This window comes from Bacillus seohaeanensis, from assembly GCF_042684945.1.
Classification (GTDB): Bacteria; Bacillota; Bacilli; order Bacillales; family Bacillaceae_B; genus Rossellomorea; species Rossellomorea seohaeanensis.
Genome location: NZ_JBHUMF010000031.1, coordinates 305099 through 320047 on the forward strand (window position 1 = coordinate 305099; position 14949 = coordinate 320047).

Sequence of the window (14949 nt, forward strand, 5' to 3'; positions counted from 1 at the left end):
GGCAACAAAAATGTTCAAATAAAGTGGTTAAAAAAGGGGAGAAGAGGTTACATACCAATGAACTAGTTGAATAGGGGGAGGTAACGAGTTAAAAACCTGATGGTAGTGGGAAGGTGGAACAGAAGTGAATTTTTATAAAACGGAAAGGAATAGTCCATTGCGCAAAAACAGCCTAAGCTTTTGAACTCCACGGTAGTATGCGTAGCGCAAGCCGTGGAGTTCTGGATTATGCTTGAAATGAATAGCCGGACAGAACGAAGATTTTCGCTCTTAATAACAACTGAAACAATCTTATTACCCCAGTTTTTCTGGTTGAACAATGGATTGATAAATATCGTCGAGAGACCAAACTTTTCCTTTTTCATCTTTATAAACGACGTGTTCCCGATTAAAGTGCACAGGGGAATCTAACCCTGCCGCAGCAGCTACCCGATATAAACCTTTGCGCATCGTAATGACATAATTAGCAGTACGCCATTTCTTTTCATCAATGACGAGTCCTTTTTGTAGCTCAGGATCTGTTGTTGCGACACCGACGGGACAACCATTGGAGTGGCATTGTAAGGCTTGGATGCAGCCTACCGTAATCATAAACCCTCGTGCTATATTAATAAGGTCGGCCCCCATTGCTAGGGCAATGGCAATTCGATCTGGTGAAAACAGCTTCCCGGAGGCAATAATTTTCACGCTATCACGGACGCCATATTTCCTTAAGGCATTATCTACTAAAGGTAACGCAGATCGAATCGGCAAACCTACCGTATCAGCCAATTCTTGATAGGAAGCTCCTGTACCACCTTCACCACCGTCTACGGTGATAAAGTCAGGTCCTTTTCCGGTATCTTTTATATGTTTAGCTAATTCGTCCGCTTCATGACCACTTCCAATTACAACTTTCATTCCGACAGGTTTACCAGTATGTTCCCGGATACCTTCCATAAAATCAAACAGTGAAGGCAAGTCACTAAATTCCCGAAAACGGTTCGGACTATCAATCGACTTAAACGGTTCTACCATACGTATTTTGGCAATTTCCTCTGTCACCTTTTCCCCGTCAATATGACCGCCGCGTGTTTTCGCCCCTTGCGCAAGTTTAATTTCAAATGCTTTTACTTCCGGTATTTCGCTTTTTTCCTTTAATGCTTCCCAACTAAAATTACCCTCTTTGTCTCGAACCCCAAATAAACCAGGGCCTATTTGCATGATAATATCGACGCCACCCTTTAAATGGTACTCAGAAATTCCGCCTTCACCCGTATTCATCCAAGTCCCTTTGGCAATTCCTAATCCTTCCGAGAGTGCAGTAATGGCGCGATCACCTAGAGAACCATAACTCATGGCAGACATGCCAATTTGTCCCTTAACAACAAAGGGGTTTTTTAGGTTTTTCCCAATCACAATAGCATCATCGTCATCTAGTAAATAGACAGGTGACTCATTCTTCTCTAAATGTTCTTTTCTCTGTCCAAATAAAGGTTCATTTACTAATAGATATCGATCTGTTGTTACTTTCGTTTCGTAATCCATTTTTAACTCTTCGGTTAATTTTGGAAACATGGAATTTCTAATATAAAAACCTTCTTGCTCAAAATCTCTTTGTGACCCAAAACCGACGACATCACGTTTATATTTTGCTTTTTTGACAATATGCTGATAGTCATTTCGTGAAAAGGGTTTCCCTTCTCGGTCATTATTAAACAAATACTGACGAAGCTCAGGTCCAATGGTTTCTAGGAAGTATCTAGCTCGTCCAATTACTGGGTAATTACGAAGAATTGGATGTTGCTTTTGTGCACGGTCTACGAAAAATAAATATAGACCAACTATTATAAGTACTAGAATAATAAGAGCAAGAATAAAAAAGCCAATGATTGTCAATATATTTGCTATATTCATTATTGATTCCTCCTACTAAGACAACATGGTTAGTATCATTTTGCAATCGTCACTATCGTTATATTTTCCAAATGGTGAGAAACTATCCAATGGGTTTTGAAATGTATTATTAGTACAAATGTAAATAGTAGGAAAGGAGTGCCTCGTTAAATACGAATATAAGCTTGTTTTTCTGTAAATACTTAAGTATATGATGTAACTGGAGGAAATGGAATATGACAGAAAAGCATACGCAATTAACGTCTGCTGAGATAGCTTGTATTTGGACTAGCTATATGAACGATAGTATGGCTACTTGTATTCTTAGCTATTTTTTACAACATATAGAAGAGGAAGAAATTAAACCTATTGTCCAGTTTGCTTATGATATTTCAGCTGCTCATTTAGAAAAGATAACAAACATTTTTCAAGAAGAGAAGATCCCAATGCCTACAGGTTTTACGATTGAAGATGATGTGAATTTACATGCTCCCCGTCTATATACAGATACGTTTATGCTTACCTACATTAACCATATGGCAAAGGTTGGATTACTTGCTTATAGTGGATTTATTGCGATGAGTGCTAGGAAAGATATACGAGAGCAGTTTATAAAAGGACTTCAAGAAACAACGGAGTTATATGATAGTAGTTCAGATGTTTCTCTTTTAAAAGGCTTATTTGTGAGGGCTCCTTATATTCCTTACCCGAAAAAAACGGATTATGTAGACAGTAAAAAATATTTAAGTGGTTTTTCGCTTTTCAGTAAACAACGCCCGTTAAATACGGTGGAAATATCTCATTTATTTACGAACATTCAAACGAACATAATGGGAACGAAATTGTCACTTAGTTTTGCTCAAGTATCACCAAGAGAAAATATTCAAAAATGGATGTATAGAGGAAGTGACATTTCCAAAAAGCATGTGCAAGTGTTTACAAAGGCACTTCTCAATAACAATATACAGCCACCTGTTTCCGCTGATATCGCTATTACTGATTCAACAACGCCACCATTTTCAGATAAATTAATGATGTTCCATATGTCCTTATTAAGCGGGGCTGGTACAGGGAACTATGCAACAGCAGCTGCGGCAAGTCAAAGAAGTGACCTTGTGTTGAATTATGAACGATTATCGCTTGAAATTGCGCAATACGCTAAGGATGGAGCCGATATTATGATTAAGAACGAATGGCTCGAACAACCACCTGGAACAATAGATAAACAAAAACTTATAAAGACAAAGGATACCGAGTGATGTAGGTACCTACATAGAGACGTTTGATATAGAATTACCATTATCACGCTAAATACGGCGTATTCTTCACTATTTTTCATAAAAATAGACCTCCTTATGGTTGGCTACATAGGGAGGCTATTGTAGGTAGGGTTGCTTGACGTGTCACGATAATTACTACTGCTCCTACAAAATAAGAGCTAGCAAATGCCAGCGCCATGTTGTAACATATCTTTTTTTATAGTGGAACTTGTCCTTCCTTTTCCTTCTCAGCTTCTTGGTCCTTCACATGACTTAAATCACTTTTAGAAGCAACACGGAAAATTAGGTTTAATGTTATGTCTTGTTCATTAATTCCATGTGCCTCGCAAATACATTCTTGAAATTTTTTGTTATGCTTAAGCATCATTAATAAATCATTAATATCTGCAAGCCCAAATACATCCTTTATTGTATTTCCATATTTTATTTGTGTGCCAGTTGCTAATTTAGTGATACCATCCTCAGGATTTTCTAAATAATAAATCGTTTCTTCATGTAATTCCAACCGTAACATCCTTTCACATAAGTTAGTTATCATTGCTATTAATCGCCCGATTGGTTCAGGCTAACCATCCTCGAAAAGAGCGTTCCGGGATGGAAGGTTCACTGTATCCCTTGTCCAGATTGAATATGCGGGCTGGAATAATAGATGGACATATTAAATTCGCATATATCTTCATTGAGGTTTTGATAAACTTGATAAACATCAGTAGAGAAGGAAATTGCGTCTCCCTTACTTAGGGTATGATAATTATCCTTACCTATTTCAATGAATAAATTACCAGAATGGACTGTAATGGATTTTAATGCGCCTATTCCAGTCGGGGCAGAGTGATGCTTACATCCGGGTAACATACGAATTCGATAAATTTCTAATGGTATACCAGGAGAAGCAAACGTATTATATGTTTCAAATAAATCATTATCTTCTTTAAAGAAAGGCTGATGTTCTTCTTTAAGCATCTTGATAGAGGGATCCTTAACAAGGAAAGAAGCAAATGGAATCTGTAATCCTGCAGCTATTTTCCAAAGGATCGCAACCGTTGGATTAGAAGTTCCTCGTTCAATTTGTCCAAGCATTGGCTTACTGACATTAGTAAGTTCAGCAAGTTCCTCCAAGGATAATTGACGCTGTTGTCGGTAAAAACGTAACCGTTCTCCAATTTGACTAGATAAGCTATTTTTATCCATATATGACTCCTAAAATTGTATGTTATATTATTCCTCAAGAAATAGTATATCATATATTCAATATCTTGGTTTACTGGAAATCTTTTATAAATTTTTTTGACTATTTCGTTATAACGCTTGGTAGTTCCAAATTACTTCTTATCTGCTGGTTGAAAAATGCTATAACATACAAATGAGGTATACACTATTTCCACAAAACAACATAATGCAAATGAAGTATTAAGGTGTTAATTTGATTATCGTGAGCAAAATAAGAAAGGTGTTTTAGAAGTATACAAAGGGAGGAATATAGATGCAATTAGCTTCTCATGAACTGCATGATTTAACAGAATTAGCAATGGGGTGTTACAACACGATTGGGTGTATGGCAGGTTTTATAAATCAGGCACAAGACCCTGAATTAAAGGAGATTCTCACTAGACAATTTCCTTTTCATGTAGCGGATTATAATTTAAAAGTAGAGTTTATTCAAAGTCAAACAACACCTGATGTGAATAAATTCCAGCCGGATCAACAAGTTAGAAAGCTTCCAGGTTTCACAAATGGAACTGTTCCGCTTCAAACAGGGAAACCAAGAACGGAAGTACAAACACATACGGATAGGGAAATCGCAACGGCATACTTGTTAAATCAAAAAAGTTCCGCTAAAAATTATGGAGCTGCTTCTGTCGAATGTGCAAATCCCGATTTACGTCATTTCTTAGAAAACGCGTTTTTAAACAGTAATCGCCATGCTTATGAAATGTGGCAGTATATGGTGAAAAAAGGATATTATCCACTGATGCCTGCACCACAAGAAAGCACACAGGCTATTGCTGAATTTTTTCAACCAGTACCGGTGCAATAGCAACAAACAGAAAAAACAGGAACTGCTTGAAAGCAGTTCCTGTTTTTTCTTATTTCTTTCTATCCTTTTTCGTAATCTCACTACGAATATTAACGTCTTTTGAAAACTCTGCGTCCGTATTCTTATTGTTCGGGTATTTGTTGCGACGTTCACGGTTATCGTTTTTGTTTGTCATCGTTCGGCTCCTTTCGTTTTTAGTACAAATCTATTTTGTGCAAATGATTAGATTTTATCCCGTATTAACGGGGGAAAGGGCCGATCGATTGAATTTTTACTTTATCATAGGTTATTTTATAGAAAAATCAGGCGCCTTCATTTTTATAAAGGTGGCGCCTGATTTTTTATTCAATAGTTGAATGAAGAGTAGTTGCTAGCTAGCTTTTATACCAGCTCAGACAAAATAAAGAGTTTATTTTGAAGCAATAATCATTAATCTTCCTTATCCTCTTGATTTTCTTCCTCTTTTTCATTATCCATTTTGTCTTTGTTAAACCATAGTGGCTCTTTATCATCAACATCGCCATTATAGTTGATTAGTATTTCTTCGCCTGCTTTTATATCTTTGTAGGCATAGTATTTAAATGTGTGAGTTGAGAAATGGATATCATAAGTGGCGTTAGGCTCATATGAGTGGTTAAATAGCATACCATATCCTAAAACGACAGCACTATGATTTATCCCATACTCATACACGTAATCAGCAAGTACTGTATGCTCAATCAACATATGCTCCTCATTTGGGTAGGGAACGACTGGCGCTTCGTGTATTAATTCACCTTTTGCAATATCGCGTGTCGCAAATACCCCTCTATTAAACTCACCATCGCTGAGTGTGGATGTTTTTACTTCAATCATGTTCGTCACCTGCGCAATCTTTTCTGTTAAGTTCTTATCTTCATAGCTTGACAGTTGTTAAGGAGGAAAGCAACTGTTTTTTTAAATTTCCATAACCCCCTAATAATGACAACTAACAATGCTAAATTAGCTCATTATGGAAGTAGTTGATTAGTAAATGATGGTGAATCGCTTGATAGTAGAAGCGAGTACAATTAATTATTTATGCTCGTTTCTACTGTTGGAGTGTGCATTAATCCATTTCATAATGGCTATTATTACACTTTCTAATTCTTTACCAATAGGTGTTAATTCATATCGGACCTTTCTAGAAGAAGATTCTAATGTTTGTTTTACTACTAACCCCTCATGTTCTAGATCACGTAATCTTTCTGTCAAAAGCCGGTCTGAAATTCCTGGGATTTCAGCTAAAATCTCATGGTATCTTTTTGGTCCTTTTAGCAGCGTGTATATAATAACTCCCATCCATCGTTTACCGATAAATTCGATTGTGTCATGAAAATTATCACACACACTAGCAATGTCTTTATCTTTATTTTTGCAGCAATCAGATATTTCTCGCTCACTCATTATTATAACCTCGACTTTTTAATTCATATTCTACCATAAAATAATTTGACAAAACAAACTTACTAATAGTAAGCTTGTTTCTGTACTTACTTAAAGTAAGTAAAAAGCAAGGGAGGAAAAATTAATGTCAACAACAACGATGCAAAGCCTATCCGAAGTAATTCGTGAACGTCATTCTGTTAGAAAATATGACCCTAATTATAAAATTTCAAGAGATGAAATAGAAGCGATTTTAGATGAAGCGATTCTTGCGCCTTCATCTAGTAATCTTCAACCATGGAGTTTTATTGTTATAGATGATGAAGAAACAAAAAAAGAACTTAGATTAATAGCAAATAATCAAGAACAGGTTGAAACTGCTTCTGCTGTTATTGCAGTTTTAGGTGATACAGAAATGTATAAAAATGTAGAAAGAGTCTACGAAAGTAGCCATCAAGCAGGATTTATTGATGAACAAAGCATGAAACGCGTCATCGAAAGTACTAATAATACCTATCCCCATGCTTCTTTTGAGACAAGAGCCAATATCGCTTCATTTGACGCTGGGCTTGTTTCTATGCAGCTTATGTTAATTGCAAAAGCAAAAGGGTATGACACTGTCACTATGGGAGGTTTTGACAAGCAGAAATTTGCGGAGAAATTTAATATTTCCAAAAGAAATATTCCTATCGTTTTAATTGCTATAGGAAAAGCCGCTACACCAGCATATAAAACAACTCGCTTACCATTAAAAGAAAAGATTGAGTTTATTTAAATAGAATTTTACATGCTGTAATGAACAATAGTAGGTAATGGAAAAATCGCTCCATTTAACAAAAGAAAATCCCTCGCTTTAGTAAAAGCGGGGGATGGCTATGTATATCTTAAGAAGTACTTTTATCGACTGCACTATCCCAATCAGGAAAATAATGTAACGCACTTCTCATCAATTCTGGATGAGATTTTTTTAATTTTTTCTTGTTTAATACAACACCGTTTTCATTTAACTGCTGAATCTCTGCCATCACATCATTTTGACTCATATTGACTTCCATCGTTCCATCACCTTTCATTTGGAATTATCCACAGTATTGCCTTTTTTTCTTTTAAAAATACCTTATTGCTTCACTTATGAAATGAACAAGCCTTTGAAGAATTTTGACGTAATAGAGAGAAATATATTAACAAATGTAAAACCCTATATTTTCAACAAAGGAATAAAGGAGTTTTTCCTTTGTACCCACACCAGACCTATTTAAGGGAAGGGGAATGATGGGGGACGGGGTTATCGAATTAAGAAAAATTCGAAATGCCGTCGAACAATCCGGCTATAGAGGTCCCATTGAAGTCGAAATAATTAATGAAGAAATATGGAACATGGCAGGAGACAAGTCACTCTCCTTGATAAAAGAAAGATACTTAAGTGATGTCTAATAATTTTACAAACCACAACACGTCATTTGTGTTGTGGTTTATTCATTGTGTTAGCTCATAAATTTTATTTATCTTGCTTTCATATTCTTCTAAATGCACAAATCGAGCTTCTCTCAATACTTCTTTTCCTTCGACAAATAAAAGGAGTACAGGGACGGTAAAGATGGAAAAGTGTCCCGCTATTTCTTCCACTTGATCTGCATTAATATGGCCTAGTTGGATAAGAGGGAAAGGAGTCATTAACTTTTGTATCTGTGGCAATAAAGCATGACAAACACTACAATTTGTCCTTGATATGTATAAAAAGCTTAATGAGTGTTTTCCTATAAAATTATCTACCATTTCTAGCGAAGTAAGTTTTTCTAGTTCTCTCATTCTTTGACCTCCAATTATTAATGCTACGCTTATTCTGGATAGTTGCATGTAATTATCTACGAAAAGTGGAAGGGTTAAGGAAGTTACGATTAACTACTGACACGAGAAAAATTGGATAACGATTTATCATATAGCGTTAGTTTAATCTTAATTTCCTCTAGTTATAACGAGATTTTGTTTTTACAGAAAGAGTGTTTGTATGAAAAAAAGTATTTTTAAGCATTGTAAAATCATTTAGGATAACCAAAATGAATCGATTCTATACCACTTTGGCACTAAATTTGCTTTTTTTATAGTAGATGGTGGCGGCTTGGTTTCAGCCGCCATGGGAGTTTTTCGTAAAAATCTGCCTTTACAAATCCTTTTTCACTGGGTAATCACAGTATTCAATAATCGTTCCTTCCGTATCAGCAGGGTTTAAGTAGATTAATCTTCTACCGTGTTTGTTTATGCGCAAACTATCTTTTAATGTACGAATACCTTGTTGTTCTAGTTCTTCTAAAGCAGCATCCAAGTCATCAACACGATAGGCGATATGATGGACGCCTTTCCCTTTTTGCTTTATAAAACGAGCGATTGGAGAGGTAGTATTATTTGTTGGTGCCAGTAACTCTGTTCGGGCGCCATCTACTTCCATAATCGCAATTTCACTCTCCACACCTTTTGCGTCACTTCTATACTGGTCTATTAGTTTCGCACCGAGCACATTTTTATAAAATTGAATTGTATCTTCTAAGTTTCGAACAGCCACGCCTATATGGTCTATTGTTTTCTTCATCGTCATTCTCCTAAACTAATTTGTGCATTTATCTTAACACAATTTTTTTAGGAGATGCTTTTTTTAGCTCGAGGCAATTTTTCTAGAGAAAATGAATCTAGTTTGTCATTGGAACATTATCGAAGGAAGAAAGCGACTATCTTTTACTCCTCTTCACTTTAGTGAATTTCTTCTGTGTATAGTTACTACCAATGAAAACGATACAAATTTCCTCTAAAACCATTGCTTTTCTTATTGGAAAATGTTAGTATTTACTTAACTTTAGAGAAATGGAGGGTTTCCTTGTGGCATCTATTAGACTACGATTTCAACCATTGAACCGTTAATTGAATAACGTTCAAGACTCTGCCTGTTGTGCAGAGTAAATGGGATTGGTCTGTCTATTTTTAAGGAAATTCTTCATTTTACGTATTGTAAAAAGGAGGGGACGAGTCTACCCTCTTTTTTTGTGTCTTTAAAAATATTATAAATATGAAATGTCTCTTTCTTCTTCATCTTATCGCATATTAATTCAAATGCTAGGAGAGGTGTCAGGTCATATTTCACTCAGAATTCCAAAAGTAAGCTGGTAAGTGTATCCTTTACCGGGTTATTTCCGTATACCTTTATCCATTTACTCCAAAACGCAGGCAGAGCCTGTGTTTTTTTATTTAGTTTTTATTAGAAAATGGAGGAATGGAAATGAAGGAAAAACAAAAAGCAATCGTTGTTGGTGTAAATATAAATAACCAGCTTAACTTCTCCTATTCAATGGAGGAGTTAGCGAACTTAGCTTCCGCTTGTGCTATAGAAGTTGTTGGGGAAGTTACTCAGAATTTAAGTCGAGTCAACAAAGCGCATTATATTGGTAAAGGTAAACTAGAAGAAGTGTTGGAGCTGCTTCATGAGTCTGATGCTGATTTTGTGATTTTTAATGATGAGTTATCCCCTACGCAACTTCGCAATCTTGAGGAAGAGCTTGAGAGAAAAATTATAGATCGAACGATGTTAATTTTAGATATATTTGCAGAGCGTGCGAAAACAAGAGAAGCACAGCTCCAAGTCGAAGTAGCCAACCTTAAGTATATGCTTCCGAGGTTAATTGGCGGGCGTGAAGATTTAGGTCGACAAGGTGGCGGATCTGGGTTAAAAAATAGGGGTGCGGGTGAAACAAAATTAGAACTTGATCGAAGAAGAATTGAGGCGAAGATAGCTTCTTTGAATAAGGAATTAGAAGAGCTAATTACCCAGCGTGAAACACAACGGAATCAGCGCAGGAAGAGTGGCGTCCCGATTGTTTCCTTAGTAGGATATACGAACGCAGGAAAATCAACGATTATGAATGCAATGGTGAAACAGTTTAATCCATCAGCCGAGAAACAAGTTTTGGAAAAAGATATGTTATTTGCGACACTAGATACGTCCATTAGGAAAATCAAGCTCCCATATAACAAATCATTTTTGCTGACAGATACGGTAGGGTTCGTAGATAAATTGCCACATCATTTAGTAAAAGCTTTTCGCTCGACCTTAGAAGAAGTGGCAGAAGCGGATCTGTTACTTCATGTTGTCGATTATTCTAATGTTCATCATAGCAATCATATTAGCGTAACCAATAATGTCTTAAAGGACATCGGGATAGACGATATTCCAACGATTACTGTATATAATAAATCGGATTTATGCGATGTTGAAATCCCTATGGTGGAAGGAGAAAACATCTATCTTTCTGCAAAACAAGAAGTGGGAATGACGGAATTAATCGAAGCGATTAGCAATCAAATTTTTAAAGAAAATATAACGTGTGAGATGTTAATTCCTTTCGAGGAAGGTCAACTAGTTTCTTATTTTAATGAGAATGCGAATGTACGAACGACCACTTATGAACATAACGGTACAAAGTTAATAGTGGAATGTACTAACAGTGATTATGAAAAATATCAAAAATATGTGATGAAGTAAATCGTAAATTTGAAGAAGGATGTGTACAAATGATGAAAACAAATGAAGAAATAGTACAGTTGGCTAAACAACATGGTCTTGATATAAAAGAGGATTCGCTACAACGAAACGATTCTGGCCTGGATTTTCATGTTGTTTTTGCAACTGATTTAGAAGGGGAAGACTGGGTGCTGCGCATCCCTCGTCGCAGCGATGTAGTAAAACGATCAAGTAAAGAAAAACAAATTTTAGATCTCGTAGGACGAAACCTTTCTGTTCAGGCACCAAAATGGAAAATTTATTCAGAAGAGCTTATTGCGTACCCATTACTTCAGGGAGTTCCGGCTGGTACGATTGATATGGAAGCGAAAGCGTATGTTTGGGAGATTGATGAGAAGAATCTACCTGATACCTTTGTCGAGACACTAGCTAAGGCAATGGTTGAACTGCATAGCATCAATCACAGTGATGCGAAAAATGCTGGACTTTTCATTCATACACCGGAAGAATTACGCCATGTAATGAAGGAGCGTATGGACAAGGTGAAAGCGGAATTTGGCGTTAGCGCTGAACTTTGGAAACGGTGGGAAACTTGGCTTCAAAATGATTCGCTATGGCCAGAGCAAACAGCACTTGTACATGGGGATCTTCATGCTGGTCATATTTTAGTTGATAAGGAATCTCGTGTTACGGGAATGATAGATTGGACGGAAGCGAGCGTTACGGATCCTGCTAACGACTTTGTATCTTATCACGCTACCTTTGGAGAAGCAGCATTGGAGAAATTGATTCACGCGTATGAACAAGCTGGTGGCCATGTATGGGAAAAGATGTTCGACCACATCGTAGAACTCGCAGCGGCTTACCCTGTCGCAATTGCTGAGTTCGCTCTTTCCTCAGGACTTGAAGAATATGAGGAAATGGCGAAACAGGCACTTGGCGTAAAAACTAATTAAGCTATTTACTAGTTTAAGGATTCCATAATGAGTGGACAAAAGGAGCTGTATGTAGCAGCTCTTTTTGTTATGAATTAAATAGGGTAGGACAGCTACATAATACCTATTGTTCTTTGCTGAATGTGGTATTATTGAAGAGAAGAGAAGAAGAAAATTGTCGAAAAAAGTATTTTATTTTTAGATGGAAACACAGTTGTAATAACTGGTTATGGAGTTTTCGTTACGAACCATTTATTAAATACCAAGACTAGAAAGACTTTGTCACTAGTAGAGATGAAAAAATCACTAATAATATGATTGGATAGTAACAAAATCTAGAAATGATAGTTAAGTGGACTCCATTTACTATTTCTCTTACCGATAGGAAGGGGCAAGTGTATGCAGCACTTTTTAGATAAAATAGGTCATAATATTTTTGCAATGAAAAGTATTTTTGATTCTATCAAAGATTTGATTTTTTTAATGGAGAAAGATGGAGACTCTTTTCGATATGTATATATAAATCAATCAGCATTAAAGGTTCTAGGTTTTAAAGAAGCAGTTGTAGGTAGGCGGATAGAAGATGTAATGCCAAAGGAACGGGTAGATACATTGATAAGCCAATATCACGATGTCGTATCCACGCAAAAATCGCTGAATTTTGAAGAAAAGATTGATACTATTCATGGAGAATTTATAGGAGAAACGTCTCTTAACCCTATTTCAACAGAAAAAGGTACTTGTAACTTTGTACTAGGCATCGTTAGGGATGTTACAGATAGACGACGTAAAGAGAAAGAGCTTACAGAGACGAAACGACATTTAGAAAGCAATCAAGAAAGACTGCATTCCCTTGTCAAACATAATAGGGATGCTGTATTTGAGTTGGATTTACAAGGGAATTTTATCAATATGAATGAAAGGACTTGTGAAATTACAGGTTACGAAGCTAGTGAGCTAATCAATACATCTTTTGAGCCACTTATAGTAGGAGGGAATATTAAAGAAACAAATGCTTATTTTAAAAACGCTTTAAAAGGAAAGACGGAAGAGTATGAGGTTTGCATTCAAAAACGTAATGGTCAACAGGTTCTTTTGCATGTTAAAAACATCCCAATTGTCGTAGACGGAATCGTTGTTGGCCTATATGGAATTGCCAAAGATATTACAGAGGAAAGTAAATTGGAACAGCTTTTAAAAGAGAGTGAACAGCGGTATAAATCTTTATTTGAGAATCATCCGGATGCGATTTTTTCCATTGACCTTGATGGAAACTATACAAGTGGAAATCCTGCTGCTGAAAAAATTTCTGGTTATTCCATGGAGAATTTGAAAGGAAAGCCTTTTTGGCATTCAGTAATACAAGAAGATAGAGACTATGCTTTCGATCGATTTAAACAGGTAATAGAGCAAAAGAAGCCAGAAAGTTATCATATTAGGATGAAACATGGGGTGGGTCATCAAATTGACGTATTTGTGATGTGTATTCCAATATTTGTGGACAACCAAATTGTTGGACTGTACGGAGTTTCGAGAGACATAACCGAACAAAAACGTGCTCAAGCGGCTTTAGTGGAAACAAAAGAGGAACTAGAAACGTTTTGGAATTATTCCGTTGACCCTGTGTTTTTCTTCTCCTCCGATGGAAAAATCCTAAAAGTGAATCCTGCTTTTGAAAAAATGTTTGGTTTTAGTGAAGCAGAGGTTTTGGAAAACATGAGCCTGATTGTTCCCTCTAGTATGGAGGACGATGCAAAAGGGATAAATGAAAGAATACGTAATGGAGAAACAATTACCTACCATGAAACAAAACGAATGACGAAAAGTGGAGAGATTTTAGATATTATTGCCTCATATACGCCTGTACAGAATGAGAAGGGCAAGGTAGTAGGAGCCACCTCCTTTTATAAAGATGTTACAGGTGTCAAAAAGGCAGAAAAGGAACTGCAAAAAAGCGAAGAGAAATTTCGTTTAATAACAGAAAACGCTTTTGATGTAATTAAATTGGTTAGCCCATCTGGCATGGTAGAGTATGTTTCTCCAGCAAATGAAAGAATTCTTGGTTACGCTTATTCCGAGTATATCGGGAAGCCATTTACGACATATATTCATCCAGATGACATACCATTAGTGGAAAAAGGATTTGAAGATATCCTTAATAGAAAAAAGCCGTCTCCAGTTGAAACTCGGGTTCTTCATAAAAAAGGACATTGGATCTGGTTAGAGGTTACAATAACCCCCATTATAGAGGATGGGAAAGTGAGACAATTGGTATTAATTTCTCGGAATATTACCGAACGAAAAAGGCATCGAGATGCACTGACGAAAATGGCTTTTTATGATTACTTAACAGGGTTGCCGAATCGGCGGACTTTTGATGACAGACTAGAGATGGCAATCCATCAAGCCAATCGTTCAAAAAAGAAGGTAGCAGTTATGATGTTAGATGGTCGTAAGTTTAAACAGATAAACGATACGTACGGCCATGATGCAGGAGATGCCGTGATTAAAGAGCTTGGGAAACGAATTCAACAATCCCTACGTAAAACAGATACGGTGTCACGATTGGGTGGTGATGAAATGGGGGTTATCTTAACGGAACTTGAATCGACGGAATTTGCAGAAGTAGTCGCAAAACGCATCTTGCATTCCCTTGATAAACCATTACACTTTAATAATAATGAAATAACGCTAGAAGCGGGAATCGGTATTGCTTTTTATCCAGATCATTCCGTAGATAAAAGACAGCTAATAAAACATGCTGATGAAGCTTTATATATTGCGAAAAAATCTAATCAAAATGAGTATAGGATTTATCAGTAATCCACAACAGCTTATTTGATTATCTGTGTACAGTTATTTGGAAAACGAGAGGAAGGATACGAAAGGAGCTGTTGCGGCAGCTCCTTT

Annotated in this window: 15 protein-coding genes and 1 pseudogene; 7 read left to right on the top strand and 9 right to left on the bottom strand. The window is 36.5% G+C overall.

From position 1 onward, the window contains the following. Positions 1 to 294: 294 nt before the first annotated feature. Positions 295 to 1896, bottom strand: coding sequence for an FMN-binding glutamate synthase family protein (locus ACFSUL_RS14800; RefSeq protein WP_377936665.1), 1602 nt, complete (start codon positions 1894 to 1896; stop codon positions 295 to 297). Positions 1897 to 2111: 215 nt separating this feature from the next. Between ACFSUL_RS14800 and ACFSUL_RS14805 the strand changes: the two genes are divergently transcribed. After that, positions 2112 to 3134: a DUF3231 family protein gene (locus ACFSUL_RS14805; RefSeq protein ID WP_377936667.1), complete on the top strand. Its 1023-nt coding sequence runs from the start codon at positions 2112 to 2114 to the stop codon at positions 3132 to 3134. A gap of 217 nt (positions 3135 to 3351) precedes the next feature. Here ACFSUL_RS14805 and ACFSUL_RS14810 read toward each other — a convergent pair whose 3' ends face one another. Next, positions 3352 to 3660 carry a hypothetical protein gene (locus ACFSUL_RS14810; RefSeq protein WP_377936669.1) on the bottom strand — a complete coding sequence of 103 codons (309 nt, stop codon included), beginning with the start codon at positions 3658 to 3660 and terminating at the stop codon, positions 3352 to 3354. Between the two features lie 98 nt (positions 3661 to 3758). Next, positions 3759 to 4346 (bottom strand): helix-turn-helix domain-containing protein, encoded by a 588-nt coding sequence (locus ACFSUL_RS14815; protein WP_377936671.1) that lies wholly within the window; start codon positions 4344 to 4346, stop codon positions 3759 to 3761. A gap of 292 nt (positions 4347 to 4638) precedes the next feature. Here ACFSUL_RS14815 and ACFSUL_RS14820 point away from each other — a divergent pair, with 292 nt between their 5' ends. Further along, positions 4639 to 5193 (top strand): spore coat protein, encoded by a 555-nt coding sequence (locus ACFSUL_RS14820; protein ID WP_377936673.1) that lies wholly within the window; start codon positions 4639 to 4641, stop codon positions 5191 to 5193. Positions 5194 to 5242: 49 nt separating this feature from the next. Here the strand turns inward: ACFSUL_RS14820 and ACFSUL_RS14825 are convergent, their stop codons facing one another. The 3 genes from ACFSUL_RS14825 to ACFSUL_RS14835 all read right to left on the bottom strand — a co-directional run bounded on the left by ACFSUL_RS14825 (position 5243) and on the right by ACFSUL_RS14835 (position 6618). Continuing rightward, complete coding sequence (locus ACFSUL_RS14825; protein WP_377936675.1) at positions 5243 to 5368, bottom strand: hypothetical protein; 126 nt, start codon at positions 5366 to 5368, stop codon at positions 5243 to 5245. A 254-nt stretch (positions 5369 to 5622) separates the two neighbouring features. Beyond that, positions 5623 to 6048: an SET domain-containing protein gene (locus ACFSUL_RS14830; protein ID WP_377937724.1), complete on the bottom strand. Its 426-nt coding sequence runs from the start codon at positions 6046 to 6048 to the stop codon at positions 5623 to 5625. 198 nt (positions 6049 to 6246) lie between these two features. Beyond that, entirely contained in the window at positions 6247 to 6618 is a 372-nt protein-coding gene (locus tag ACFSUL_RS14835) for a winged helix-turn-helix transcriptional regulator (RefSeq protein ID WP_377936677.1), read from the bottom strand. Between the two features lie 124 nt (positions 6619 to 6742). On the opposite strand from ACFSUL_RS14835, the gene ACFSUL_RS14840 reads away from it, so the two are divergent. Next, on the top strand, positions 6743 to 7372 hold the full coding sequence (locus tag ACFSUL_RS14840) for a nitroreductase family protein (protein ID WP_377936679.1): 630 nt from the start codon (positions 6743 to 6745) through the stop codon (positions 7370 to 7372). Between the two features lie 109 nt (positions 7373 to 7481). On the opposite strand, the gene ACFSUL_RS14845 is transcribed toward ACFSUL_RS14840, so the two are convergent. Then, positions 7482 to 7652 (bottom strand): hypothetical protein, encoded by a 171-nt coding sequence (locus ACFSUL_RS14845; RefSeq protein ID WP_377936681.1) that lies wholly within the window; start codon positions 7650 to 7652, stop codon positions 7482 to 7484. 181 nt (positions 7653 to 7833) lie between these two features. Between ACFSUL_RS14845 and ACFSUL_RS14850 the strand changes: the two are divergent. Continuing rightward, positions 7834 to 8031, top strand: a pseudogene (locus tag ACFSUL_RS14850) (sugar phosphate isomerase/epimerase); the annotation flags it as partial. A 42-nt stretch (positions 8032 to 8073) separates the two neighbouring features. Here ACFSUL_RS14850 and ACFSUL_RS14855 read toward each other — a convergent pair. Beyond that, positions 8074 to 8406, bottom strand: coding sequence for a thioredoxin family protein (locus ACFSUL_RS14855; protein ID WP_377936683.1), 333 nt, complete (start codon positions 8404 to 8406; stop codon positions 8074 to 8076). Between the two features lie 352 nt (positions 8407 to 8758). Beyond that, positions 8759 to 9184 carry a methylmalonyl-CoA epimerase gene (gene mce / locus ACFSUL_RS14860; protein WP_377936685.1) on the bottom strand — a complete coding sequence of 142 codons (426 nt, stop codon included), beginning with the start codon at positions 9182 to 9184 and terminating at the stop codon, positions 8759 to 8761. Positions 9185 to 9865: 681 nt separating this feature from the next. Here mce and hflX point away from each other — a divergent pair. The 3 genes from hflX (at position 9866) to ACFSUL_RS14875 (ending at position 14862) form a co-directional block, all read left to right on the top strand. Further along, positions 9866 to 11125, top strand: a complete 1260-nt coding sequence (hflX, locus tag ACFSUL_RS14865) for a GTPase HflX (protein ID WP_377936687.1) — start codon at positions 9866 to 9868, stop codon at positions 11123 to 11125. Positions 11126 to 11154: 29 nt separating this feature from the next. Continuing rightward, entirely contained in the window at positions 11155 to 12060 is a 906-nt protein-coding gene (locus tag ACFSUL_RS14870) for a macrolide 2'-phosphotransferase (RefSeq protein WP_377936689.1), read from the top strand. A 378-nt stretch (positions 12061 to 12438) separates the two neighbouring features. Next, positions 12439 to 14862 (top strand): PAS domain S-box protein, encoded by a 2424-nt coding sequence (locus tag ACFSUL_RS14875; protein WP_377936691.1) that lies wholly within the window; start codon positions 12439 to 12441, stop codon positions 14860 to 14862. Positions 14863 to 14949: the final 87 nt, after the last annotated feature.